The organism is Mesorhizobium loti (assembly GCF_013170705.1).
GTDB lineage: Bacteria > Pseudomonadota > Alphaproteobacteria > Rhizobiales > Rhizobiaceae > Mesorhizobium > Mesorhizobium loti_D.
Window position 1 is genome coordinate 1,031,680 of the sequence record NZ_CP033334.1, and the last position, 25,009, is coordinate 1,056,688.

Sequence of the window (25,009 nt, forward strand, 5' to 3'; positions counted from 1 at the left end):
GCCTCAATCGCGGGCGGCGTCCTTGGGCCGATGCTCCGGCGTGGCGGGTTTCGGATCAGCCACGCCGGTCGGCGCGGTTCACTGCAGCATCAGCTGGTTCCACTTTTCCTCATAGGCGACAGAATATTTGTCGGCTTCGCCCTCGTTGAGGATCAGCATGTCCTTGATGTTGTCGGGCGACATGACGAGTATCTTCTTCGTGTCGGCATCGGCGCCCGCTGTCGCGCTGCTCAGCACCGGGCCATAGGTCCTGAGCGCGAGCAGCTTAGCCTGCTGGGCTTCCGCGAGCGCGAAATCGATCGCCTCATGCGCCAGCTCGACATTGGGCGACCCCTTGGGAATGACCCACCAGTTCGCCCAGGCGATGCCGTCCTTGTAGGTGAAGCCGACGGGCGCGCCTTCCGCTTCCGCCGCCAGCACGCGGCCGCTCCAGGCCGAGGACAGCGCCAGCTCGCCCGAGGAGAGCAGTTGCGGCGGCTGCGCGCCGCTGCCCCACCAGACGGTGACATGCGGTTTCAGCTCCTTGATCTTGGCCATCGCCATGTCGGCCTTCTCGGTCGTGTAGGGGAACACTTCCGAAGGCTTGAGGCCGGAGGCCAGCAGGGCGGCCTCGTAATTGTAGTAGAAGAAGCGGTAGAGGCCGCGCGGGCCGGGAAAGCGCTTCACGTCCCAGAAGTCGGCCCAGGATTGCGGTCCGGCATCCGGGAATGCCGTCTTCGACCAGGCGATGACGGTGGCGCCGGTCGAGGTGGCGATGCCGTTGGGGGCGACCCAGCCTTTTTCGAGTGCCGCGGCATTGGGGATTTTCGAAACGTCGATCGGTTCGAGGAAGCCTTCATTGGCGCCCTGCCAGACCGTGCGGCCGCCGACGTCGACGAGATCCCACTCGACCGCCTTGGCCTGGACCATGGCCTTGATCTTGGCGGTCTCTGTCGGCGAGGTGTTGACCACCGGAATGCCCTTGAGCTGGCCGAACGGGTCGATGAAAGCCGCTTTTTCGGCGTTGGACAGGGCGCCACCCCAGGAGGTGAAGGTGAAAGGCCGGTCCGCCGCGCGCGCCAGTCGAGGAAGACCCGTCGCGCCGGCCAGCACGCCGCCCGCTGCCGTCAGAAGGAAAGTACGCCTATGCATCGGCTTTCTCCGTTTTGGTGGGTTTGGATGGGGAATGAGGAACCGCGCGGACATGGCCAGGCTTCCACGAGACATGGACCCTGGCGCCGGCCCGCAATGTCCGGTCGGTGATCTGCCGGGCGGCGAGCGTCTGGCCGCTCTCCAGCCGCAAGGTGAGCTGGGTCAACTCGCCGAGATAGATCACCTCGACGATCTCGGCGGCGACGCCTTCGCCGCCGCGGCCGAGCTCGACATGCTCGGGCCGGATCAGCAGCCGCGCCGGCTCGCCCGGGGCCGTTCCCGGCGCTGCGTCGACGGCGATGGTCTTGCGGAACGCCTCGACATCGACCGAGGCCTTGCCGCCGGATGAGGAGAGCACGCGCACCGGCAGCAGGTTGGATTCGCCGATGAAGCCGGCGACGAAGGCGTTGACGGGACGGTCGTAGAGGTCGTCCACCGTGCCCAGTTGCTGGATGCGGCCGCTGTCCATGACCGCGATGCGATCGGAGAGCACCAACGCCTCTTCCTGGTCGTGGGTGACATAGATCGTGGTGCGGCCGAGCTTCTGGTGCAGCCGGCGCAGTTCGAGCTGCACCGAGCGGCGCAGCTGCTTGTCGAGCGCGCCGAGCGGCTCGTCCATCAAAAGCACGTCGGGCTCGATGACCAGCGCGCGCGCCAGCGCCACGCGCTGCTGCTGGCCGCCCGAGAGTTGCTGGACGGGGCGGTCGGCAAAGCCGTCGAGCCGCATCAGCGCCAGGATGTCGGTGACCCGCCTGGTGATGTCGGGCTTGGGCAGCCGGCGCACACTCAGGCCATAGCCGACGTTCTCGCCGACACTCATATGCGGAAACAGCGCATAGTTCTGGAACACCATGCCGATGTTGCGGTGGCGGGCGGGCATGCGGGTGACGTCGCGCTCGCCGATGCGGATCTCGCCCGCCGTCGGCTCGATATAGCCGGCGGTGAGGTTGAGCAGCGTCGTCTTGCCCGAGCCGGAGGGTCCGAGCAGCGTCAGGAATTCGCCTGATGCCACGTCGAGGTCGGTGGGCTCCAGCGCCCGAAAGCCGCCATAGGTCTTCGACACGCCGGCCAGGCGCAGCGACTGTCCCGAATGGATCACGGTCATCGGCTCGGGCTCCCGGATTTGCGGCTGAGAATCTGCGCCAGCGCGAACAGGACGATGGCCAGCGCGATCATCACCGTCGCGGCGACAGCGATGACCGGCGTGAATTCAAGCCGGATCGATTCCCAGATCTTCACCGGCAGCGTTTTCGAGGCATAGCCGGCCATGAACACGGCGATGATCACTTCATCGAAGGAGGTGATGAAGGAGAAGATGGCGCCACCGACGATGCCCGGCGTGATGTTGGGCAATGTGACGGTGCGGAAGATCCGCCATGGGCCGGCACCAAGGCCGGCGGCGGCACGCAGCCAGTTGTCGTCGACGGCGCGCAGGGCGATGCCGACATTGATGACGACGAAAGGCAGGGCCAGTATGGCATGGCCGAGGCTCATGCCAAGGATGGTGCCGCTCAGGCCGACATCGAGCGCGCTGCGGTAGAGCGCCACCGCCGTGACGATGACCGGCACGATCATCGGCGCCAGGAACAGGCCGGTGACGAGGGTGCGCAGGCGGCCGTCGATGCGGCGCAGGCCGATCGCCGCGAGCGTGCCGAGCACCACCGCGATGATCGTGGCCAGCATGGCGACCTCGACGCTGTTGATGAGCGACGTGCGCCATTCCGGATCGGCGAGGAAGCGCTCGTACCAGACGCCGGACCATGCGCGGGGCGGCAGATAGATGAAGCTCGCCTTGTTGAAGGAGGCCGGCACCACGGCAAGGATCGGCAGCACGAGGAAGGCGAGCACCAGGCTGGCGCCGGCGTTGGCTGACACGCGGAGCAGGAGTGGCAACCTGTTCATCGTGCGAACAGCCCCCTCTCGATCGGCAGCAGCCGGGCGGCCAGCGCCATCAGCACCAGCACGATGGCGAGCAGTGCCAGCGAGCCGGCGGCGGCGAGCGACCAGGCGAGGCGGTCGTTGACGAAGCTGGCGATCAGCATCGACAGCGTGATGGCATTCGAGCCGCCAAGCAGGGCGGGCGTGATGAAGAAGCCGAGCGACAGCAGGAAGACGAAGGTCGCGCCGCCGGCAAGGCCGGGCAGGCAGAGCGGCAGGTAGATGCGCCGGAAGGTGTCGACGAGGCTGGCGCCGAGCCCATCGCTTGCCAGCAGCAGGCGGCGGTCGATGCGGACCATGGCGCCGTAGAGCGGCAGGATCATGTAAGGCAGGAGGATGTGGATCATGCCGACCAGCACGCCGACATTGTTGAACAGCAGCGCCAGCGGCGAGTCGGTGATGCCGGTCGCCATCAACAGCCGGTTGATCGGCCCGTTGCGCTCCAGAAGCAGCATCCAGGAGAAGGTGCGCACCAGCACCGAGATCCAGAAGGGAAACAGCACACCGTAAAGAGCGAGGCCGAACCAGACACCGTCGAGGCGCGACAGTACATAGGCGACCGGCCAGGCGAGCAAAGTGCAGAGCGCGGTGACCACGATCGCGACGACGAAGGTGTTCCACATCACCTGGCGGTAGACCGCGCTTTCGGCCAGCACGCCGAAGGTCGCGAAAGGTCCGGCCGGGTCGGTGAAGGCCAGCGAGAAAAGTCGCGCCAGCGGCACCACGAACAGCAACGCCAGCACGATCAGAGCCGGGCCGAGCAGGCATGCGGTCTCGACATGCCGGCGCGACGGCAAGGCGGCCCGCGCTCTCGGCTCCGGCAAGGTGCTTGTTACCGTCACGCCCAGGCCACCTCGCTGAAGACGCCGATGCCGCGCTTGCGGATCTGGCCGGCAACGACCACGCGCTGGATTTCCGACGTGCCTTCCCATATGCGGTCGACGCGGATGTCGCGATAGAGCCGCTCGACCGGGTTCTCGCGCATGTAGCCGCGCCCGCCCAGCACCTGCAGCGCCTTGTCGATGACGCGGCCGGCGGCTTCCGAGCAGTAGAGTTTCAACGCGCTGGCATGGGCGTGCACGCGCTTGCGGTCGAGGCCCTGGTCGATCTCCCAGGCGACGCGGTAGAGCATCGACTTGGCGGCGAAGATCTCGACCGCCATGTCGGCCAGCATGAATTCCACGCCCTGGAAATCGCGGATAGGCCGGTCGAACTGGTGGCGAGAGGTGGCATAGTCATTGGCGATCTCGGCGGCGCGGGTCGCGGCACCCACGGCATGCGAGGCGATCTGCAGGCGCGCCTCGACGAACCAGTCCTTGGTCAGCTCGAGCCCCTGGCCGATCTTGCCGAGCATCTTGTCCTCGCCGACCGTGGTGCCCTCGAAACGCAATTCGGCATGGTCGAAGGCGAAATTGTGCATGAATTTCGGCGAGCGCAGATGCACCATGTTGTTTACCGGCTTGTCGACCAGGAACAAGGTCGGCTTGTCGGGATCGTCGTCGACATGGGCATGCACGATGACGAAATCGGATGCGTTGTAGGAGGTGACGAACCATTTCTCGCCGGTCAGGTGCCACTGGCCATTTTTCAAGCGCGCGCTGGTCTTGACCCGGCGCGGGTCGGAGCCGGCCTCCGGCTCGGTGATGGCGAAGGCGCCACGGCGATGGCCGTGCGAGGACGGGATCAGATAGTCGTGCTTCTGCGTCTCGGTACCGAATTTCAGGCTCACCGGCGGGCGCCAGACACAACTCCACAGGCCATTGGTGACGCGGCCGAGCTGTTCCTCGATCGCCGTCTGCTCGACCATGGTCAGGCCGAGGCCGCCATTTTCCCTCGAGTGGTTGATGCCGGCCAGCCCCCAGTCGCGCACCTGCTGCCGGACAGCCTCCCGGCGCTCCATCGGCAGTTCGCCGTGCTCGTCGGTGACCGCTTCCAGCGGTAGCAGCACCTGGTCGCAGAAGTCGCGCCCCTTCTTCGACAGTTCCTTTTCGCGCGGGCTGAGATCGAAGTTCATGGCAGTCCTCTAAAAGCAGTTCATCAGGTCGGGCGCCCGGCGTTGCGGCCGAGCAGGAGCGCGTCGACGGCCATGCAGCCATGGTCGGAAACCAGGAGCGGGTTGACGTCCATCTCGTCGATGAGGTCGCCGAGATCGGCGGCGAGCATCGAGAACCGGGCCAGGGCGGCATGGAGCGCTGCCCTGTCGACGGCCGGCCGGCCGCGCCCACCGTCGAGCAGCGGGCTTGTCTTCAGCCTGACGACCAGGGCTTGCGCCTGTTCGAGACTGAGCGGCGGCAAGGCGACCGCGCGGTCCCTGAGCGCTTCGATCCAGATGCCGCCGGAGGCAATGACCAGATACGGCCCGAACTGTTGGTCGCGGATCAGGCCGAATGCGATCTCGACGCCCTTGGGCGCCATTTCGGCAACCAGCACCTGCGGACCGAGCCGCGCCGTCATGTCGGCATAGGCGACTGCCAGCGCCGATTCATCGGCCAGGCCGAGGCGGACGCCGCCGAGATCGGATTTGTGCTGGATGCCGGGGGCGGCGGTCTTCAAGGCAATGGGAAAGCCGATCTTTCGCGCTGCGGCGACAACGTCCTCCGGCGTGGCGGCGGCGATCGCACGCGGCGTGGCGATGCCATAGTCGGCCAGCAGCGCCAGCGCTTCGCTTTCGCCGAACGGCTTCTCCTGGCCAAGGCGCCGGCGCCAGCGCTCGCGGACCTCGCGTGGCACGGCATCGGGATGGGTATGGGTCGCCGCGCGCCGGTCGCGAAACGCCAGCAGATTGCGGATGGCCTGCAGGCCTTCATCGGTGCCGTCGATGACCGGCACGCCGGCCTCCGTGGTCGACAAGGCGAGTGCGCGGTGGTTCACCGTGGCGTAGTTGCTGACCACGGCAACCGGCTTGCCGGTCTTGGCGTGAGAACGGATCACGGCGCGGGTAAAGCCTTCGGCGACGTAGGAGCCGTCGCGTATGTCCTGGAACAGCACGCCGATGGCGGTGTCGGGGTCGGCGAGCATGGAGTCCATGCAGGCCTCGACATGCGTCTCGAAGTCGAGGCCCGAGCCCCAGACATCGAGCGGGTTCGCCGGCTGCAGACCGCTGTCGAGATGCAGACGCAACCCCTCCTTCGTCCGCTCCGAGATGGCTGCGAACGGCACGCCGGCCTTTGCCGCGAGGTCGGCGACCATTTCGCGTTCACCGCCGGAATCGTGCAGGCTGGCAAGGCCGCCGCTGGCGGCTGGCCGGCCGGCCGAAAACAGAGCGAGATTGGCGGCGAGCTGGTCCAGCGTCTCGACGCTGAAGACGCCCCATTTGTCGAACAGCGCCTCGTAGGCGGCATTGTCGCCGGCAATCGCGCCGCTGTGGCTGGCGGCGAAGCCGGCGCTCAATTCCGTTCGCCCGACCTTGAGGACAACGACCGGAATGCCGAGCCGGTCGGCCTTTTCCAGGCAGCGGGCAAAATCGTCCGGCCGGCGCGCGGTTTCGAGAAACAGGCCGATGACCGACGTGTCGGGCTGGTCGAGCGCCCAGTCGACATAGTCTGATGTCGTCGTCGTCAGTTCGCGGCCGCTGGACACGCAAAGCTGGAATCTCAGCCGCTGGTCGTTGTAGGCGAGCGCGGAAAAGGCCGAGCCCGATTGCGTGATCAGCGCCACGCCGCCGGGCTTCATGGCGAGACTGGAGGCAAAGCCGGAGACGCGCAGGCCGATGCCGGGGTTGCAGAAGCCCATGCCGTTGCCGCCGCAAATGACGATGCCGGCCTCGCGGGCGATTTCGGTCAGCCGGCCGGCGAGCGGGTCATTGGCCGCCCCGGTCAGGTCGCAGCTGGCGAAGATGGTGACCGCCCTGGCGCCATGGCGGGCGGCCGCCAGCAGGTTGTCCTCGAGATAGTCATTGGCGACGCCGAGCACGACATGGTCGACCCTCTCCGGCAGGCTCGCCAGATCGGGAAAACACGGCACGCCTTCCACGACGTCGTATTTCGGGTTGATGGCGTAGAGCCGGCCAGAGTAGCCATCCATCGCCGCGGCGCGCACCATGGTATTGCCCGGCGTGTTGGGGCGCACGGACGCACCGACGAAGGCGATCGACGCCGGCCGCAACAGCGGATCGAGACGATGTCCTGCGTTCGTCATGCCACCGAGGGCGGCAGGAATCCCAGCCAAATCTCTTCCTCCCACGGCTCGTTCCCAAAGCCATCTCGTCCCGGCGCTCTGGTTTTGGTTTTGCGAGCTGTCGGACCGATGGCGACTATAGAACCGGGAAACGTTCGCGCACGCTCCGAATAGTCACGAGGCGATGACCTGCAGTCATGGGGGTAAGGGCAAACGCGGCCATCGGCGGTTCAGCCAGTGAGGATTTCCCGTTTCAGCACGGCCATTTCATTGAGCAGCCAGTCGCGCACCAGCACGGCCGGCTTGCGCAGCGGGCGCCGTGCCGTTGCCGCCAGGTAATAGTGGTCGCCGGTGCGCAACTCATGCCTGCCGCCCTTGACCAGGCCCTTCTGCAACAGTTCGTGGGCCACGACATGCCACCAGCCGAGCGCCATGCCGCGACCCTTGATCGCCGATTGGACGACCAGCGTGTAGTCGGAGAAGGTCAGGCTGCGGCTGCCCACCGGCTGTGGATAGTCGAACTGCGCGAGATAGTGCTGCCAGGGAATGCGCAGCGCGCCGGAGAGATGAGCGAGCGTGTGCCGGCTGAGATCGCTGCAATCGTCGAGGCTGCCGTGCTCGGCCAGGTAGGACGGGCTGCACACCGGCAGCACGACCTCTTCCATCAGCGCCCAGCTCTGTTGTTCGGCATTGGGCGGCTGGTTATAGCGGATGGCGAGATCGACATCCTCGATCGGGCCGGTCGGCTCGCCGCGCACCAGCTGGAAGCGCAGATCGATGCCGGGAAAGCTGGCTTGGAAACGGTCGAAGCGCGGCATGAACCAGTGCATGGCGAAGGCCGATGACAGCGACAGCGTCACCGTTCCGGCCTCGCCCTGGCGCGCCCTGATATCGTCGAGCGCGATCTCGATCTGCTGGAAGCCGCTGCCGACGGCGCCATAGAGCAAGCGGCCGTCATCGGTCAGGTCGATGCCGGTCGGCGCACGCACGAACAGCTTGACGTCGAGATGGCTTTCCAGCCGCGCGATCATGCGGCTGATCGCCGACTGGGTGACGTTGAACTCGCGCGCCGCGCTGGTGAAGTTGAGATGGCGCGCGGCTGCCTCGAACATGAAGATCGCATTGGGCGAGGGCAGCAGCTTGCGCAGGGTCATGGCCGTTGGCTCGTTTCGGTACCGAAACTTTTTGGGAAGAAGGCGCGGAGATAAGCCCAGCAGATGGCGCGGGCGCGCGTCCAGTCGGTCTTGCCTTGCCCGTCGCCAACCTGGCTTTCGATCCACAGCCCATCGAAAATGGCGCTCAGCCCGCCGGCGACCAGCCGGTAGTCCGCGGCCGGCGGCTCCTTTTGGGCGAGGGCCGATATCAGCGGTTCGAGCCGCGCCAGATAGGCCCTGTTGAGTTCGCTGAACCGCGCCCGGTAGTCGGCGTTGCGCGAGGTTTCGGCCCAGAACGCCGTCCACACGGCGATGTGCCTGTCGTCGGTGACATCGGAACCGAGGTCGAGATCGATCAGCGCCGCGAGCTTGGCCGCGGCATCGTCATGGGCGTCGCTGCGCGCATGCCAGGCCGCGCGGTATTCCTCGACCAGGGCGTCGAGCGCGGCCAGAAGCAGGCGGTCCTTGGTCTCGAAGTGGAACGAGACCAGGCCGTAGCCGCAGCCGGCCTCGCGCGCGACATCGGCCAGCGTCACGCCCGGCAGGCCTTTCCGTGCGATAACGGTGATCGCCGCCTGGGTCAGGCTTTGCCGCCGGCGCGCGACCTTTTCGGCATCGCGGCTTTTCTTGTCGGGCTTGCTCAATGGCGACGTTCTCCCTGGAGTGGTTTCGTATCCGGTTTTCGGCCGGCGAAGCAATGCTTGGTGGATGGCCGTGCGTGCAGGCGATCACTGGAGGCGGTGGGCCTTCCATCTCCCTTTCGGGAGCGTTGGCGCTGCCCCTCATGCGACGGTCCACTGGCACAATCATCATTGACTGATCAATCAGTCTACGAGATTATCGGCCAGCCGCAACCGGAAACGCAGGAACGGTTGCCAGGAAAACAGGAAGCCGTGCCATGCCGCCGCAGGACCTCGCCAACGACCAACGCGCAGCGCTCGACGCGCGCCACCTGATCCATCCCTGGACCGATTTCCGCGAGCAGCCGGTGCTGATCCTGGAGGAGGGCAATGGCGTCCATGTCCGCGACAGCAACGGCCACCGGATGATCGACGGCATCGGCGGCATGTGGTGCGTCAACATCGGCTATGGCCGCAAGGAGATGGCGCAGGCGATCGCCGCCCAGGCGGAGAAGCTCTGCTATTATTCGCCGTTCGGCTTCCTCTCCAACACGCCGTCGATCGAGCTGGCGGCAAAGCTAGCCTCCTACGCGCCCGGCGACCTGACCCGCGTCTTCTTCACCACCGGCGGCTCGACCGCGGTCGATACCGCGATGCGGCTGGCGAGCTTCTATTTCAATGTCACCGGACGGCCCGGCAAGCGCCACATCATCACACGCGATCTCGCCTATCACGGCTCGACGCATCTCAGCGCCTCGCTGTCGGGCAAGCCGTCCGACCGAGGGCTGATCGACCTTGTCGAGGGCACGATCCACCATATCTCGGCGCCCAATCCCTACCGGCGCCCGGAAGGCGTGTCGGCCGAGGCATTCCTCGATCAGAAGGTGCAGGAGCTCGAGGACAAGATCCTGGAGCTTGGCTCCGAGAACGTCGCCTGCTTCATTGCCGAGCCGATCCTGGCCTCGGGCGGCGTCATCGTGCCGCCTGCGGGGTATCACAGCCGCACGCTGGAGGTCTGCCGGCGCCATGACGTGCTCTACATCTCGGATGAGGTCGTCACCGGTTTCGGCCGCAACGGCGCGATCTTTGCCTCGGAACCGGTCTATGGCATCGTGCCCGACATGATCACCTGCGCCAAGGGGCTGACGTCGGGCTATGTGCCGCTGGGCGCGGTGATGGTGTCCGACCGCCTCTACCGGCAGATCGCGGAAACGACCGAAGGCAGGATCTTCGCCAACGGCTTCACCTATTCCTCGCATCCGGTCGCCTGCGCCGCCGGCCTGAAGAATCTGGAGATCATGGAGCGCGAGGGGATTTGCGCCCATGTTCGCGAGGTCGGCCCCTATTTCCAGGCCGCGCTGAAGCCGCTGATGGACTCGCCGATCGTCGGCGACGTGCGCGGCAGCCACCTGATGGCCTGCGTGGAATATGTCAGCGACAAGAACGCCAGGACCGTGCCGCCGCAGGCCTGGCAGATCGCCCAGCGCATCATCCGCGAGACCATGCCGCGCGGGCTCATGGTGCGGCCGATGGGTTCGATGGTGATCATGTCGCCGCCGCTCATCATCACCAGGGCCGAGATCGACGAATTGGTCGCCATCCTGCGCGAAGCGACGGAGGTGGTGACGGAACAGCTGCGACAGGAAGGCCTGCTGCCGCTAAAATCATGACACTGCAATTTTCAAACGGAGATGACCCCATGCCAGCTTCGCTGCCGACCAGCAGGGCCAGCGTGACAGTCTTCACAGCCGCTGACGCATCCGTCTGGGCGGACCTCACGGCGGCCATGCCGGCGGAGATCGGCGATCGTCTGGCCGGCCTGCGGGAGATTGCCGGCGTCACCGGCGTGGCGCGATACAGGGAAGGCCGCCCGGAGGCGATCATGGTCGGCCAGCGGCGGCCGTCGGCGGCGATGATGCGCATTGCCCTCTACTGGTCCGCCGCCAGCTTCATCGCGGGTGACGGCCCGTGCCTGCTGGAGGCGCTGGAGGCGGAGGCGCTTGTGCAAGATCTGCGATGCCTGCGCGCCGACGAGGATATGGCGCTGCGAATCGGCGGCCAATGGGAACGCCAGGACGGGTTCCTGCAACGCTGGATCGGCGCCGGGCCGACGCGCCGGCCGGAGGGTATACCGCCGTCCTGGCCGCAGACGGCGGGCTTCACCTGCGGACCGTCGGCGCTCGCCATGGCCATGGCTGGCCTCGACCCGGCCTTGTTGCCGGATCGGGCGCTGGAGGTCGAGCTGTGGCGCGAGGCCACCACCATCATCGGCCCGAGCGGCCCGGGCGGCTGCGACCCCTACGGTCTGGCGCTGGCGGCGCACCGGCGCGGGTTGCAGGTCGAAATGTTCATGAGCAGCGCCGGGCCGATCTTCCTCGACCGTGCCGCCTCGGAGGAGAGGCGCGGGCTGATGCGCTTCGTGCAGGCCGGTTTCAAACGCGACGCCGAAGCCGCGTCATTGCCGATCGAGACGCGCGCCTTTGTCATCGAGGAAATCGGGCAGGCGCTCGATCGCGGCCTGTTGGCGCTGGTGCTGATCGATCAGGCGCCGATGATGGGCTACACCTGCCCGCACTGGGTGCTCGTCCATGGCCATGGCGACGGCATCTACTTCCTCAACGATCCCTGGATCGAGCCTGACCGGCTCGAACGGAAGATGGACGTTGTCGACCTTCCGGTCATCGCGGCGGAGCTTGAGCGGATGGCCTGGTACGGCAATCCGGCCTACCGCGCCGCTGTGCTGGTTGGGCGATAGCGTTCGGCTCATCCGCCCCGGGTCTAGGCTCCCAGCGGATAAGGCATGTAGCCGACGAAGCCGGCGATCTTCCAGGTTCCGTCGACCTTCCTGCAGAAGTACAGCGTCTGCCATTTCAGCCGGTCGACGCTGCCATCCGCCTTGGCAACGGAGCCATCGAATTTCTTGTGCAGCACGGCGCGGTCGCCGTCGACATCGATGTCGCGCAGATTGGTGACGCGAAACAGCGCCTCGCGCAGCGGCTCGGCGAATTTGGTCGCGGCCGTCTCCCGGGCCTGGCGCAGCCACTCGTCGCGATAGATTTCCAGCCTCGGGAACTGCAGCCGCCAGGCATCGGCGTTGGCGAGGAAATGCGCATGCATGCCGAAGAAGCTTTCGGCGACGAAGTCATTCTCGACCATGGACCAGTCCTGGCCGATGAAGGCGTCGATGTCGCGCCGCACCAGCATTTCCCACAGCGCGTGGCGGTCGGCGTCGCCTGGTGGGAACGGGTTCTTGTCGAAAGTCATCCGCGGTTTCTCCGGTCTCGCATAGGCACCTGTCCGTACCGGCCGCGAGGCCGTCCGGCAAGCGCGCACGATGCAAGCGCTCTTGTAATAAAGCAACACGGATTTCGAAGAATGTTGCTTTCCAACAAGGACCCTATCGGGACCGGCCCGATCGCGGTAAATCTGCGCCGAAGCGGGTGCCGCCCTTGTGCCCTGCCGCGTGATCAGAGGAGGCCGTCCCTTGCCCAAGCAGACTTTTGGAACATCCCATGTGCCGCTGTCGCCCGCCGTGCGGGCCGGCGATTTCGTCTATGTCTCCGGCCAGGTCCCGGTCGGCGGTGACGGCATCGTGGTCAAGGGCGGCATTACCGAGCAGACCGAGCAGGTGCTTGCCAATGTGAAGGCAGCGCTGGCATTGGCCGGCTGCACCCTGGACGACGTGGTGAAGACCACCGTGTGGCTGGAAGACGCGCGCGATTTCGGCGCCTTCAACGCGGTCTATGCCCGGCACTTCCCGAAGAATCCGCCAGCGCGCACCACGGTGGAATCGCGGCTGATGATCGACATCAAGATCGAAGTCGAGGCGGTCGCCTACCGGCCGGCCTGATAAAGGACGCCACGTAGCGGAGGGTCTTCCCATGCAATTCGACCTCCTGCTCAGGGGTGGCCGGCTGATCGATCCGGCATCCGGGCTCGACGCGCCGCGCGATGTCGCCATCGCCAATGGCCGGGTCGCGGCGATCGACCCCGACATCCCGGCGGATCGCGCCGCGCAGGTCGTCGACGCGACCGGCTGCATCGTCACGCCCGGCCTCGTCGACCTGCACAGCCACGTCTATTGGGGCGGCACTTCGCTTGGCGTCGATGCCGACCGGCTGGCGGCCAAGAGCGGCACCACCACCTTCATCGATGCCGGCAGTGCGGGCGCCGGCAACTTTCTCGGCTTCCGCCGCCATGTCATGGAGCGCTCCAGGGTGCGCATCCTGGCCTATGTCAACATTTCCTTTGCCGGCATCTTCGGTTTCTCGCAGACCGTGTCGGTCGGCGAGTGCAGCGATCTCAGGCTATGCGAACCGCGCGAGGTGGTTGCCGCCGCGCGCGAGCACGCCGACGTGGTCGTCGGCGTGAAAGTCCGCTCCGGCAAGCATGCCGGCGGCACCAGCGGCATCGCGCCTGTCGATCTCGCCCTGGAGGCCGCCGACAAGGCGGGCCTGCCGCTGATGGCGCATATAGACGAGCCGCCGCCCGGCCGCTCGGAAGTGCTGCCGCGCCTGCGGCGGGGCGATATCCTCACCCATTGCTTCCGGCCGTTCCCCAACGCGCCGGTCTTCGCCTCCGGCGCGGTGCGGCCCGACATGCGGCTGGCGCGGGAGCGTGGCGTGATCTTCGATCTCGGCCACGGCATGGGTTCGTTCGACTTCGAGGTTGCCCGCGCCATGCTCGCCGAGGGGCTGGCGCCCGATGTCATCTCGAGCGACGTGCACCTTTACTGCGTCGACGGGCCGGCCTTCGACATACTGGTCTGCATGTCGAAACTCCTGGCGCTCGGCATGCCGCTGGTCGAGGTCCTGCGGGCCGCGACGCAAGGGCCGGCGCGGGCGATCGCACGGCCGGATCTCGGCACGCTGGCGGTCGGCACCGTCGGCGACGTCGCTGTCCTCCGCCAGCGGCCAGGCCGCTTCACCTTCGTCGACGCGGTCGGCGCTTCGCTGGTCGCCGATCAGCGGCTGGTCTCGGAAGGCATCGTCATCGGCGGCACCTGGTGGCCGAACGAGGCGGCGAACGATGCCAGCGAAACCGAGCGTTTCGAGCCGCATGCCAACCACACGCATGTCGAGGTCGCCGCCCGGCATTTCGGGCATCGGCACGAATGAGATCGCGCGGCGTGGTTACGCCGCCCCCACGACGCTCAGGAAACGCTCGATGCCTGTCGCGGTCAAAAGCTCGATCCGCTCACGGATGAGGTCGTCGCTCCAGTTCCACCACTCCAGCGACTGCAGGCGTAGGATGATATCGGGTGCGAACCGGTACCGCATGGTGCGAGCCGGATTTCCGACCGCGATTGCATAGGGCGGAATGTCCCGGGTGACGATGCTGCCGGCACCGAGAACCGCTCCATTGCCGATCGTGACGCCGCTCAGGACGATACAGCGAGCGCCGATCCACACGTCATGGCCGACCGTGATCGGCCCCTTGCCCACGGTTCCATCGCCGTTGCGGATCTTGCCGTTCACAGACTGGATCGGAAAGGTGGTCGCGGTGTCCACGCGGTGCTCGGCCGCGCAGATAAAGAGAACATCCGGGCCAATCGAACAGAACGATCCTATGCGCACCGGCACGTCTTCTCGCGGAACGAAGAACGATTTCTTGCTGAGACCGTAGGTATGGCGACCGATCTCGACGCCAGGCAGCGGAGGCAACGGGTCCTTCTTCAATCCCAGTTTTATGCGAAGTCCTCTCAGCAGCCCCATCGGTTCCTCCCCCGGGTTGCCGGGCACTATAGCGGAAATCCTCCCTTCTGAGAGGCCGCTCCCATCCGCTCGGCGATCGCTCCTCCCAACGAGGAGGAGATCGGGCAGCCTCACTGCCCGGAATTGCTCGGCTTCCCGTAAACCGGCGTCGCGATCCCCTCCATACGCGCCTTGATCTGCAGCGCCACATATTTGGAGTAGAAACGCGACAGCGCCAGGTTGCCGCCGTGGAACCACAGCGCTTCCTGCGCCGTCGGCTTCCACATGTTGCGCAGCTCGCCCTGCCAGGGGCCGGGGTCGCCCTTGACGCCGGAGCCGAGACCCCAGCAGGGCCCGACCTTGTCGGCGACCTCGCGCGAGACGAGCGCGGCCACATTCTCGTTCATCGACTGGTAGCCGGTGCAGGCGATGATGGCGTCGGCCTCGAGTTCGCTGCCGTCCTCGAACAGAATGCCGTGTTTGGTCAGCGACTTGATGGCGATACCGCTGCGGATGCCGATCTTGCCGTCGATGATCAGGTCCGAGGCGCCGACATCGATGTAATAGCCCGAGCCGGTGCGGTAGGCCTTCATCAGCAGGCCGGTCTCGTCGTCGCCGAAATCGATGGCGAAGCCCGAGGCGCGCAAGCGGTCATAGAAGGCGGCGTCGCGCGCCCGGATGACATCGTAGAGCGCGCGCTGGCCCTTCGGCACCAGGGCAAATGGCGTCGAGGCGACGATCATGTCGGCCTTTTCGGTGGTGATGCCGCGCGCCAGCGCGTTCTCCGAAAAGATCTCGAAGCCGACCTCCATCAGCGTATCCGACTTGACCACGGTGGTCGGCGAGCGCTGGATCATGGTGACGTCGGCGCCGCTTTCCCAGAGGTCGACGCAGACATCATGTCCCGAACTTGCCGCGCCGATGACCGCAACACGTCTGCCGCGGAACTTGTCGCCGCTGGCATACTGGCTGGAATGCAGCAGCTCGCCCTTGAACTCATCGGCGCCGGCCAGGTCGATCTTTCGTGGCGGGCCATAGGCGCCGGTGGCGAAGACGATGTGTTTCGGCTTCAGCGTGATCTGCCGGCCGACGCGGTCGACGACCACGGTCCACTCCTTCTTTGCCTCGTCATAGGAAGCGCCGAGGCATTTCGTGGCGACCCAGTAGTTGAGCTCCATGACGCGCGTGTACATTTCCAGCCAGTCGCCCATCTTGTCCTTGGGTGTGAAGACGGGCCAGTTTTCCGGGAACGGAATATAGGGCAGATGGTCGTACCAGACGGGATCGTGCAGCACGAGCGTGCGGTAGCGGTTGCGCCACGAATCGCCGGGCCTGGCGTTCTTCTCGATGACGATGGTGGGCACGCCGAGCTGCCTCAGCCGTGCGCCCAGCATGATGCCGCCCTGGCCGCCGCCGATGACCAGGCAGTAGGGTTGCTCGGAGGCGCCGAGCTCGCGCGTCTCGCGCGCCCTCGCCTCCGACCAGGTCTCGCGTTCGGGGTCGGCCTTGTGGCGCACGCCGAGCGGCCGCTCTGCGCCCTTGCGTTCCTCGAATCCCTTGAGGTCGGTCATCGCCGTGAACAGCGTACGGCAGCGGCCGTTGCGCAGGCGCATGATGCCTTGGCCGGAAGCCACCGCGGTCTCGAATGTGAACCAGGCTTCGATCGTGCCTTCGTCCGAAGTCGCTTCGCCGGTGACCCGCCACGCGGTGGGTCTTGTCGTCGCCAGCGTTGCCGCGAGCATGTCGGCAATGGCCTCACGGCCTTCCATGGTCGTGACGTTCCAGGTGAAGGTCAGAAGATCGCGCCAGTAGCAATCGTCGACGAACAGGTTGGCCGCCGCTGCCACGTCGCCGGCCGCGAGCGCCTGCGCAAGGGATTCGAGCCACGCGGCTGCCTGTTTCGTCGGTGCTGTTTCGAGCATGTCTTCCCCTCTTCCTGCAATGAACTAATCCCCGAGCGGCTCCATCTCCTTGCCGGTGCGGTGGATCTGGGCGTTGTACTTGATGCGGCGCACCGTCTCGCGTGCGGACCCGTCGAGCTTGTAGGCCGAGGCCACCGCCAGCAGGTCGATCGCCGCCAGGAAGGCGAAGCGCGAGGCCGTCGGCTTCAGCGTGTCGGGATATTCGGGCACCGCCACCGTGAGCCTGACGTCGCAGGCGCGGGCCAGATCAGTGTCGGGCGCGGTCACGGCGATCGCGTTGGCGCGGTAATGCTTGGCGAGTTCGACGGCCTCGATCACCTCGCGCGTGCGCCCGGTCGCCGAAATGGCGATCACCAGGTCGCCGGGCTTCAGCGTCGAGGCGGTCATCCGCATCAGATAGGGGTCGCACTGGGCGCTGACCGTGATGCCGTAGCGAAACAGCCGATACTGGGTCTCCTGCGCCAGCGCCGAGGAACTGCCACCAAGGCCGAAGACAGTGACCTGCCGCGCCTTGGCGATCAGCTCGGCGGCCTTCTGCAGCTCACCCGGGTCGAGCTGCCGTTCGGCCTCCTGCAGCGCCCGGCGCGCCTCGCCGAAGACGGCGTTCCAGAACGGCATGCCATTGTCGTTGCTGACGGTCGGCGACTTGGCCAGGTACAGCGCGCCGACGACGAGGCTCTGCGCCAGCTTCAGCTTGAAATCGCGCACCCCCTCGCAGCCGATGGCGCGGCAGAAGCGGGTCACCGTCGGTTCGCTCACCCCGGCGCGTTCGGCAATCGCCGCATTGGAAGCGTCGACGGCGTATTTGACATCGTCGAGCACGACATCGGCGACGCGGCGTTCGGCCGGGCGCAGCTCGGCGTAGGAATCCTTGACCAGCGAGATGATGTCGGGAATACGCCGGACAGGCTCGAGATCCTCCGGATCGGTGCTCAAGGCGCTGTCTTCCCTGTTGTCAGCTTCGGTCATGAAGTCGGTCTTCCCTGCCCTTTTCGACCTGACCTCTTAACATGTTTGCACGCTGTCGTTCCATGCGCCCGGCCACGCTGCAACCGTTGCGTGCCGCAAGGCATGTTTGCATCCATTTCGCCGAGTATGTAGGAAAGCAACACGCATTTCAAGACGAAGAAAACCGTTCAAAAACAAAGTACTGCAGATGGACAGGAGTTTTGGCGATACAGGTATCACCGCGAGCGCTTGACAGCAAAGTAGGATAGTTACAAACTGATTTTTGGCAGTCCGATGACCATTGGATCATCGCGCAATCTCCGAGGGGCGGATGAACGCGGGCGAGACAACAACGCCGAAACTTGGCGTGCAGGCAGCGACCAAGATCTATCACACGGCATCCGGCGACCTGCTGGCGCTGGACCGCTGCAGCCTGGACATCCGAGCCAATGAAATCGTCTCGATCGTCGGCCCGTCCGGTTGCGGCAAGACCACGCTTTTGTGGTCGATGTCGGGCCTGCACGGCCTGACCAGCGGCGAGATCCGGCTCGACGGCAAGGCGATCACCGGCCCGCATCCCGATATCGGCATCGTCTTCCAGGAAGCCAACCTCTTGCCCTGGCGCAATCTCGACGCCAACATCCGCTTCCCCTTCGAGATCAAGGGCGAGAAGCCGGACCGTGCCTGGATCGCGCATCTCCTGAACCGGGTCGGCCTGGACGGCTTTGGCGGCAAGTTCCCGCGCGAGCTTTCGGGCGGCATGCAGCAGCGCGCGGCGATCGTGCGGGCGCTGGCGCTGAAGCCCTCGGTGCTGTTGATGGACGAGCCGTTCGGCGCCCTCGACAGCTTTACCCGCGAGGAGATGAACCGGCTGGTCGAGGAGATCTGGCTCGACACCAAGACCACCATCGTCTTCATAACCCACAGCATCGAGGAGGCGATCTTTCTCTCCGACCGTGTGGTGGTGCTCAGCGCCCGGCCGGGCCGGGTCGCGAAGGAATATCGCGTGCCGTTCGCGCGGCCGCGCTCGCTGGAGATCATGGCGACCAAGGAAGTCTTCGACCTCACCAACCGGATCAAGATGGACATTGTCGGCGAGCGCGCCAGGCCGAAGGCACCGGAACAGGAGCGCACCAGCGCCGAGATCGTGAGGATCAGGCCGTGAGCGACGCGATCCCCGAATTCTCCAAATCCAAGCCGGGCGACGGCAAGGATGTCAGCCTGACCAATCTGTCGGCCTTCGCCAGCGGACCCGGCATCAAGTCGGGCAAGGAAGTGGCGGCCATCATCGCCGTTGCGGTGATCATCATCGGCGGCATCGAGCTGGCGCTGCGGCTGTTCCACGTGCCGCTCTACATCATGCCGCCGCCAAGCTCGATCGCCTACGCGCTGTTCGACGAGTTCCCGCTGATCGCGCCGCATCTCGGCTATACGCTGGTCGAGCTCTTGTCCGGCTTTGCCATCGGCGCCGTCGTCGGCCTGGTGCTGGCCGCCGTCATCACCCAGTTCCCCTTCGCGGAAAAGATCGTCGCGCCATACATCCTGCTGCTGGTCACCACGCCGATGCTGGCGCTGGTGCCGCTGCTCATCCTGCGCTTCGGCTTCGGCTACACGCCGCGCATCATCGCGGTGGCGCTGGCGGCCGGGCCGATGGTGATGATCAACGCCGCCACCGGCTTTCGCCGCGTCGACAGTGCCAAGATCGCGCTCGCCCGCTCCTACGGCGCCAGCACCTTGCAGATATTCTGGAAGATCCGCGCGCCGATGGCGCTGCCGATGATCCTGGTCGGGCTGATGATCGGCGCCATCTTCGGCCTGCTCACCGCCGTCGGCGCCGAGATGGTCGGCGGCGGCTTCGGTCTCGGCAACCGGCTCACCACCTATTCGTCGATGATCCAGATGCCGCAGTTCTTCGCCGTGGTGCTGATCCTGTCGACGCTCGGCATCCTGATCTACGTGCTGTTCTTCCTCATCGGCAAGAAATGGGCGAGCTGGGAGGCATAGCAGAGGGTATCGACGGCGCCCGGGAGGCGGGCGACAAGAAACTGACGTCAAACAAAAGGGGAAAGCGATGACCAAAGACAATTCGATCCGCCAGGCGGGGATCTCCCGCCGCTATTTCCTGCAGGTCACCGGCGCCGGCCTGGTGACGGCAACGGCGCTTGGCGCCACCGGCCTCAAGGCCAGGGCCGAGGCCTACGGCAAGTTCACCTGGATCTCGCCGCGCGGCACGCTCGAGGTGCTCGACGACTATCCCTACTGGGCGGCGAAGAAGGCCGGCTATTTCGACGGGCTCGACACCGACATGCAGCCGGGACCTTCGGACGGTACGGCGACGGTGAAGTTCGTCGATGTCGGCCAGGCGGATATGGGCTTCCCCTCGCCCGGCGTGTTCTCCTTCGCCATCCAGAACGGTATGAAGCTGAAGTCGGTGTTCCATATGGGCGCGCGCGACACGTTCAGCATCGCCTTCCGCAAGGGCGAGGGATCGAACGACCTCAAGAAGCTGGAAGGCAAGACCATACTGCTCGGCTCCGCCGCCTGGCAGTCGATCACCGATCCGCTGCTGGCCGCGCAAGGCGTGGACATCAAGAAGGTCAAATATGTCGAGGCCGGCTGGCCGACCTGGGGCACTGCCCTTGCCGGCGGCCAGGGTGACGCGGCCCTTTCATGGGAAGGACTGCGCGCCGAATGGATCGCCAAGGGCCTCGACTTCGAATACTGGCTCGGCGTCGAGCATTCCAAGCTGCCGGCCAACACCTTCGTCGTGCGGAGCGCCGATCTCGAGGATGCCGACAAGAAGGCGTTCCTGGAAAAGTACCTGCGCGGCTGGGCGATGGGCCTCGAATTCGGCTACCAGAACCCGCGCGCTGCGGTCGAGGCGGTGTTCGAGCAGTTCCCGACGCTGGCCAAGAATCTAGGGCCGGAGCTTGGCACCACGTCGATCCTGCAGCAGATCAACGTCTTCCGTGGCGACATGGACAAGCGCGGCGGCTGGGGCTCGCACGACATGGCGAGCTGGCAGGGCTTCTTCGACGAGATCCACAAGATCGGCCAGATCACCAATCCGGTGAAGGCCGAGGATGTCTGCACCAACGACCTGATCCCGGCGGCCAACGACTTCGACAAGGCCAAGGTCAAGGCCGATGCCGACGGCGTCAAGCTGTCGGAAGGCTTTGCCGCGCTCGATGTCGAGAAGATCAAGGCGCATCTGTTCGATTCGGCGGTCAAGTAGGGACTGGCGGCAGCAGAACCGGGCGGCGACAGGGTTGCCGCCCGCACTTCATTGAAGAAAGCATGGGAGGCTGATGTGGCCGACAAGGTAAAAGTGCTGGTGGTGGGCCTGGGCAATATGGGTGCGTCGCATGCCAGCGCCTATCACCGCTCCGAGGGTTTTCAGATCGTCGGCATCATGAGCCGCTCGATCAAGAGCAACACGAAGATCCCGGCGGAATTAGCCGGCTATCCGCTCTACGAGGATTTCGACCTGGCGCTGAAGGAGACAAAGCCGGACGCCGTCTCGATCAACAGCTGGCCGAACACCCATGCCGAATATGCGCTGAAGGCGATCGCGGCCAATTGCCATGTGTTCATGGAAAAGCCGCTCGCCACCAATATCGAGGATGCCGAAAAGGTCGTGGCGGCGGCACGGGCCAAGAACCGCAAGCTGGTGCTCGGCTACATCCTGCGCGTCCACCCCTCTTGGATCAAGTTCATCGAGGTCGGCAAGACGCTCGGCAAGCCGCTGGTGATGCGTCTCAACCTCAACCAGCAGAGCAGCGGCAGTGCCTGGCACTGGCACAAGAACCTGATCGATTCGCTGATCCCGATCGTCGATTGCGGCGTGCACTATGTCGACGTCATGTGCCAGCTGACCGGCGCCAAGCCCGTACGTGTGCACGGCATCGGCGCCAAGCTCTGGGCGGAGGCCGACAAGCAGAATTACGGCCATCTGCACGTCACCTTCGATGACGGCTCGGTCGGCTGGTACGAGGCCGGCTGGGGCCCGATGATGAGCGAGACGGCCTATTTCGTGAAGGATGTTGTCGGCCCCAAGGGCGCGGTGTCGATCGTCGCCGGCCAGGCGGCGGGCACGGCCTCGGACGCCGAGGTTTCCAATTCGGCCGACATCGACCGGCACACCAAGACCGATGCGCTGAAGATCCATTATGCCGCCGTCGACGGCGACAAGAACTTCAAGAAACCCGACGAGATCGTCAGCATGGAGGACGAGCCCGGCCACCAGGAGCTGTGCGACCGCGAGCAGGCCTTCTTCCTGCGCGCCATTCGCGAGGATCTCGATCTGACCGAGCAGATGGACGCGGCGGTCAACAGCCTGCGCATCGTGCTCGCCGCCGAACAGAGCATCGAACTCGGCCGGACCGTCGAGCTGGCCTGAGACAATCCGGCCGCTGGTGCTGGAGGAGGCGCCGGCGCCGCAGGAGTTTCATCCTTCTCCCGTCCCTATACGGGAGAAGGTGCCGGCGGGCGGATGAGGGGCGGCGCTTGCATTTGCAATTGACTGGCAGGGACAGCGCGCATTTCCGGCGCGGTGCCGAGGCATGGAAATTGGGAGGAGAGACATGGTCACCGACAGTCTGTTGAAAACCTACGCCGAGTCCGACGCGCTCGACCTGGCCAGGTTGGTGCGCGGCGGCGAGGTTTCGCCGGCCGAACTGGTCGAGGCGGCGATCACACTGGTCGAGCGGCTCAACCCGGCGCTGAACGCGGTCATCCACCGCTTGTACGACATGGCGCGCGCGCAGGCGCAGACGGTCGACAAATCGGCTCCGTTCGCCGGCGTACCATTCCTGCTCAAGGAGCTGGCCTCGTCCTGGACAGGTGCGCCCAACACCAATTCTTCCTTCTATTTGAAAGATGTCGTCGCCGATTTCGACACCGAAGTGGTCCGCCGCATGAAGGCGGCTGGGCTGGTGCTGGTCGGCAAGTCGAACGCACCTGAAAACGGCTGGTCGATCACGACGGAACCGAAACTCTACGGGGTGACGAAGAACCCGTGGAAGGAAGGCATCACGCCCGGCGGCTCGAGCGGCGGCGCGGCGGCGGCGATTGCGTCGCGCATGGTGCCGATCGCCGAAGCCAGTGACGGCGCCGGCTCGATCCGCATTCCGGCCTCCTGCTGCGGCATTGTCGGCCTGAAACCGTCGCGCGGCCGCGTCAGTCTCGCGCCGTTCGGCGACTATTGGTATGGCGGCGCCTATTTTCTCTGCTGCTCGCGCAGTGTGCGCGACACGGCGGCCTATCTCGACGCGGTGGCCGGCGCGCTGCCGGGCGATCCCTATACGCCACCGGTGCCGGATGGCTCCTGGCTCAGCCTGTCGGCGCGGGCGCCGAAGAGATTGCGCATCGGCTTCTCCGTCACGCCGCCCAACGGCACCGCCATCGATCCGGAGGTGAAGGCGGCGGTGCTGGCAACCGTGGCGACGCTCGAGCGGCTGGGACACGATGTCGAGGCGCATGACATGCCGCTCGACGCCAATGCCGTCTGGGCGACCTACACCAACATGACCTGCGTGCAGACGGCGGCGACCTTCGACTATCTCGAAACGGTGATCGGCAGGCCGGTCACCCCAGGCGACGTCGAAGCGGTGACCTGGGCGATCATCGAGCGCGGCCGCGCGACGAGTGGTGTCAGGCACATTTCCGATGTCGAGCAGCTCAGGCAGGTCGGCCGCGACATTGTCGGCGATCTCAACGCCTACGACCTTTTCATCACGCCGACACTGACCCAGTTGCCGCGTCCGCTCGGCTATTACGACATGTCGGAAACCGACATCGACCGCTACAATGCCAAATGGGCGGACTCCGTGTTTGCCTTCCCCTTCAACATTTCCGGCCAACCGGCGATCTCGCTGCCGCTCGGATGGTCGAAAGGCGGGGTGCCGATCGGCGTGCAGCTGGTCGGCCGCTATGGCGACGAGGCGACGGTGCTGGCGGCGTCGGCACAGCTGGAGCAGGAGATGCCGTGGATGGATCGGCGGCCGGCGGTGAGTGGTTAGGATGTGCCGATATTCAGGTGATGCCGGCCTGCAAGCGGCGGTTCCCTGCGCTTCCGGTGCTCACGTACTTTAAGTACGCTCCGCTCCGGTTCTCGGGAACCACCGCTTTCGGCGCGGCCTGACCTGAATCTCAACACATCCTACGGCGTGCAGTCCAACAGCGCGCCGCGGCTTCGGTGCCGAGATGCCATTTACCCAATCGTCTCCAGCCGCCTCGGCAGCCGATTCATCGCAACAGGCCCATCCGCCGTGATCAGGAACTGGTCCTCGAGATTGAAGCTGGCGAGGCCGTCTATGTAGAGCGGGATCTCGAAGGCCAGCACCATGCCGGCCTCGATCACGACATCGCTGTCGGCCGCGATGAACGGCCATTGCTCGGAAAACACCGACTGGCCGACGCTGTGGCCGAAATGGCCGCGGCGGTAGGAGCGCAGACCTTGCCGCGCCAGGCTTTCGGTGGTGACGCGGTGGACATGGGCGAGGGAGTTGCCCGGCACAAGCGCCGCCAGTCCGTCCTCGAAAGCCCGCTCGGCGAGCGCATGCAGTTCGGCCTGGTCGGCGGAAGGCGGCCCGAAGATGAAATTGCGCGACATGTCGGAGGCGTAGCCGCCGACCGTGCAGACCATGTCGCATTTCAGCGGGTCGCCCGCCACGGCCCTGGCATCGGCGCCCTTGGCCCGGGCACCCAACGTCACATATTCGGCGGTGGCGACCGGATGCGACAGCCCTGCCGCCGCCTCGGCGACGCCTTTCCGGTAGAGCGCGACGAGATCGGCCTGGCGCATGCCGGCCATCGCGTCCACCTGCAGGCGCTCCAGCCCGGCTTCCGACAGGATGATGCCTTGCTGCAGCAGATCGATCTCGCGCTGCGTCTTGATGGCCCTGAGCCGGTCCAGGACCGGTGAACCGTCGGCGAACAGGCAGTGCGGAAGCAGCGCCTGGATGGCCGTGAAATCGGCGGCCGGAATAAAGTCGAGGTCGACGCCGAGCGTCGCGCGCGCCAGCCCGAAGTCGTCCAGCAGGGCCCGCAGCTGGTTCACCGAGCCGGCGAGATCGAAGGTGGCGGGGCGCGAGAAATCCGGCGCGCGGCCAAGCGAGGCGAGACCGGCCTCGATGCGCTCCGCCAGAAGACCGTGAGCGCCTGTCTCCAGTGGCGCGGTTTCGATCCAGATCGGGTGCGAACGCACAGTCGCTTCAGCCGCGGCGAGCCGCAGCTGGGCGACGTTGAAGTCCGCGACGACGATGCCGATCGGCAGATCCTGCCGGGCCGGTATGACGACGAAGCCGCCGCCGGCGCGCCGGAACAGTCCCGCCGGGCCGATCCACGCCCCGGTCGCATGGTGGAAGGCCTCGGGCGCCGAGAGCACCAGCGCCCCGATGCCGGCGCTTTCCATCAAATGCGCGGCGCGCTGGCGGTCGACAAAGCCGGTCATGTGTTCTCCCGATGTCCGAGAGGGCAACGGAGCA

Annotated in this window: 22 protein-coding genes; 9 read left to right on the forward strand and 13 right to left on the reverse strand. The window is 65.9% G+C overall.

Annotated elements, in window-relative coordinates; genetic code table 11:
• Window positions 1-78: 78 nt before the first annotated feature.
• The 8 genes from EB815_RS04900 to EB815_RS04935 all read right to left on the reverse strand — a co-directional run bounded on the left by EB815_RS04900 (window position 79) and on the right by EB815_RS04935 (window position 8,983).
• Window positions 79-1,131, reverse strand: a complete 1,053-nt coding sequence (locus EB815_RS04900; RefSeq protein ID WP_056574307.1) for an ABC transporter substrate-binding protein — start codon at window positions 1,129-1,131, stop codon at window positions 79-81.
• Window positions 1,124-2,236 (reverse strand): ABC transporter ATP-binding protein, encoded by a 1,113-nt coding sequence (locus EB815_RS04905; RefSeq protein ID WP_056574309.1) that lies wholly within the window; start codon window positions 2,234-2,236, stop codon window positions 1,124-1,126. Before EB815_RS04905 ends, EB815_RS04900 begins: the two co-directional genes overlap by 8 nt.
• Complete coding sequence (locus EB815_RS04910; protein WP_056574311.1) at window positions 2,233-3,033, reverse strand: ABC transporter permease; 801 nt, start codon at window positions 3,031-3,033, stop codon at window positions 2,233-2,235. The genes EB815_RS04905 and EB815_RS04910 overlap by 4 nt, the downstream gene beginning before the upstream one ends.
• Window positions 3,030-3,911: an ABC transporter permease gene (locus EB815_RS04915; protein WP_244494117.1), complete on the reverse strand. Its 882-nt coding sequence runs from the start codon at window positions 3,909-3,911 to the stop codon at window positions 3,030-3,032. The genes EB815_RS04910 and EB815_RS04915 overlap by 4 nt, the downstream gene beginning before the upstream one ends.
• Window positions 3,908-5,083: an acyl-CoA dehydrogenase family protein gene (locus tag EB815_RS04920; RefSeq protein WP_056574314.1), complete on the reverse strand. Its 1,176-nt coding sequence runs from the start codon at window positions 5,081-5,083 to the stop codon at window positions 3,908-3,910. The genes EB815_RS04915 and EB815_RS04920 overlap by 4 nt, the downstream gene beginning before the upstream one ends.
• Window positions 5,084-5,106: 23 nt before the next feature.
• Window positions 5,107-7,236 carry an acetate--CoA ligase family protein gene (locus tag EB815_RS04925; protein WP_155772491.1) on the reverse strand — a complete coding sequence of 710 codons (2,130 nt, stop codon included), beginning with the start codon at window positions 7,234-7,236 and terminating at the stop codon, window positions 5,107-5,109.
• Between the two features lie 179 nt (window positions 7,237-7,415).
• Window positions 7,416-8,339 (reverse strand): LysR substrate-binding domain-containing protein, encoded by a 924-nt coding sequence (locus tag EB815_RS04930; protein WP_056574320.1) that lies wholly within the window; start codon window positions 8,337-8,339, stop codon window positions 7,416-7,418.
• Window positions 8,336-8,983, reverse strand: a complete 648-nt coding sequence (locus EB815_RS04935; protein WP_056574323.1) for a TetR/AcrR family transcriptional regulator — start codon at window positions 8,981-8,983, stop codon at window positions 8,336-8,338. Before EB815_RS04935 ends, EB815_RS04930 begins: the two co-directional genes overlap by 4 nt.
• Before the next feature lie 254 nt (window positions 8,984-9,237).
• On the opposite strand from EB815_RS04935, the gene EB815_RS04940 reads away from it, so the two are divergent.
• The gene (locus EB815_RS04940; protein WP_056574327.1) at window positions 9,238-10,629 is read left to right on the forward strand and encodes an aminotransferase; all 1,392 of its coding nucleotides are present in this window, start codon (window positions 9,238-9,240) and stop codon (window positions 10,627-10,629) included.
• Between the two features lie 29 nt (window positions 10,630-10,658).
• Complete coding sequence (locus tag EB815_RS04945; RefSeq protein ID WP_155772492.1) at window positions 10,659-11,714, forward strand: peptidase C39 family protein; 1,056 nt, start codon at window positions 10,659-10,661, stop codon at window positions 11,712-11,714.
• Between the two features lie 23 nt (window positions 11,715-11,737).
• Here the strand turns inward: EB815_RS04945 and EB815_RS04950 are convergent, their stop codons facing one another.
• Window positions 11,738-12,223, reverse strand: a complete 486-nt coding sequence (locus EB815_RS04950) for a hypothetical protein (RefSeq protein ID WP_056574333.1) — start codon at window positions 12,221-12,223, stop codon at window positions 11,738-11,740.
• 220 nt (window positions 12,224-12,443) lie between these two features.
• Here EB815_RS04950 and EB815_RS04955 point away from each other — a divergent pair, with 220 nt between their 5' ends.
• Both EB815_RS04955 and EB815_RS04960 read left to right on the forward strand, forming a co-directional pair.
• Entirely contained in the window at window positions 12,444-12,809 is a 366-nt protein-coding gene (locus tag EB815_RS04955; RefSeq protein WP_056574337.1) for a RidA family protein, read from the forward strand.
• Window positions 12,810-12,840: 31 nt separating this feature from the next.
• Complete coding sequence (locus EB815_RS04960; RefSeq protein WP_056574340.1) at window positions 12,841-14,076, forward strand: amidohydrolase/deacetylase family metallohydrolase; 1,236 nt, start codon at window positions 12,841-12,843, stop codon at window positions 14,074-14,076.
• 15 nt (window positions 14,077-14,091) lie between these two features.
• Here the strand turns inward: EB815_RS04960 and EB815_RS04965 are convergent, their stop codons facing one another.
• From EB815_RS04965 to EB815_RS04975, 3 genes are all read right to left on the reverse strand, one after another.
• Window positions 14,092-14,700, reverse strand: coding sequence for a CatB-related O-acetyltransferase (locus EB815_RS04965; RefSeq protein ID WP_155772493.1), 609 nt, complete (start codon window positions 14,698-14,700; stop codon window positions 14,092-14,094).
• Between the two features lie 83 nt (window positions 14,701-14,783).
• The gene (locus EB815_RS04970; protein ID WP_056574346.1) at window positions 14,784-16,574 is read right to left on the reverse strand and encodes a flavin-containing monooxygenase; all 1,791 of its coding nucleotides are present in this window, start codon (window positions 16,572-16,574) and stop codon (window positions 14,784-14,786) included.
• Between the two features lie 24 nt (window positions 16,575-16,598).
• Window positions 16,599-17,543, reverse strand: a complete 945-nt coding sequence (locus tag EB815_RS04975) for a MurR/RpiR family transcriptional regulator (protein ID WP_056574348.1) — start codon at window positions 17,541-17,543, stop codon at window positions 16,599-16,601.
• Between the two features lie 310 nt (window positions 17,544-17,853).
• On the opposite strand from EB815_RS04975, the gene EB815_RS04980 reads away from it, so the two are divergent.
• The 5 genes from EB815_RS04980 to EB815_RS05000 all read left to right on the forward strand — a co-directional run bounded on the left by EB815_RS04980 (window position 17,854) and on the right by EB815_RS05000 (window position 23,542).
• Window positions 17,854-18,687: an ABC transporter ATP-binding protein gene (locus EB815_RS04980; RefSeq protein WP_056574351.1), complete on the forward strand. Its 834-nt coding sequence runs from the start codon at window positions 17,854-17,856 to the stop codon at window positions 18,685-18,687.
• The gene (locus EB815_RS04985) at window positions 18,684-19,526 is read left to right on the forward strand and encodes an ABC transporter permease (protein ID WP_056574354.1); all 843 of its coding nucleotides are present in this window, start codon (window positions 18,684-18,686) and stop codon (window positions 19,524-19,526) included. The genes EB815_RS04980 and EB815_RS04985 overlap by 4 nt, the downstream gene beginning before the upstream one ends.
• Window positions 19,527-19,593: 67 nt before the next feature.
• Window positions 19,594-20,757 carry an ABC transporter substrate-binding protein gene (locus EB815_RS04990; RefSeq protein ID WP_056574356.1) on the forward strand — a complete coding sequence of 388 codons (1,164 nt, stop codon included), beginning with the start codon at window positions 19,594-19,596 and terminating at the stop codon, window positions 20,755-20,757.
• A gap of 75 nt (window positions 20,758-20,832) precedes the next feature.
• The gene (locus EB815_RS04995; protein WP_056576370.1) at window positions 20,833-21,921 is read left to right on the forward strand and encodes a Gfo/Idh/MocA family protein; all 1,089 of its coding nucleotides are present in this window, start codon (window positions 20,833-20,835) and stop codon (window positions 21,919-21,921) included.
• Between the two features lie 184 nt (window positions 21,922-22,105).
• Entirely contained in the window at window positions 22,106-23,542 is a 1,437-nt protein-coding gene (locus EB815_RS05000) for an amidase (protein ID WP_056574359.1), read from the forward strand.
• A gap of 191 nt (window positions 23,543-23,733) precedes the next feature.
• Here the strand turns inward: EB815_RS05000 and EB815_RS05005 are convergent, their stop codons facing one another.
• The gene (locus EB815_RS05005; RefSeq protein ID WP_056574362.1) at window positions 23,734-24,975 is read right to left on the reverse strand and encodes a M24 family metallopeptidase; all 1,242 of its coding nucleotides are present in this window, start codon (window positions 24,973-24,975) and stop codon (window positions 23,734-23,736) included.
• Window positions 24,976-25,009: the final 34 nt, after the last annotated feature.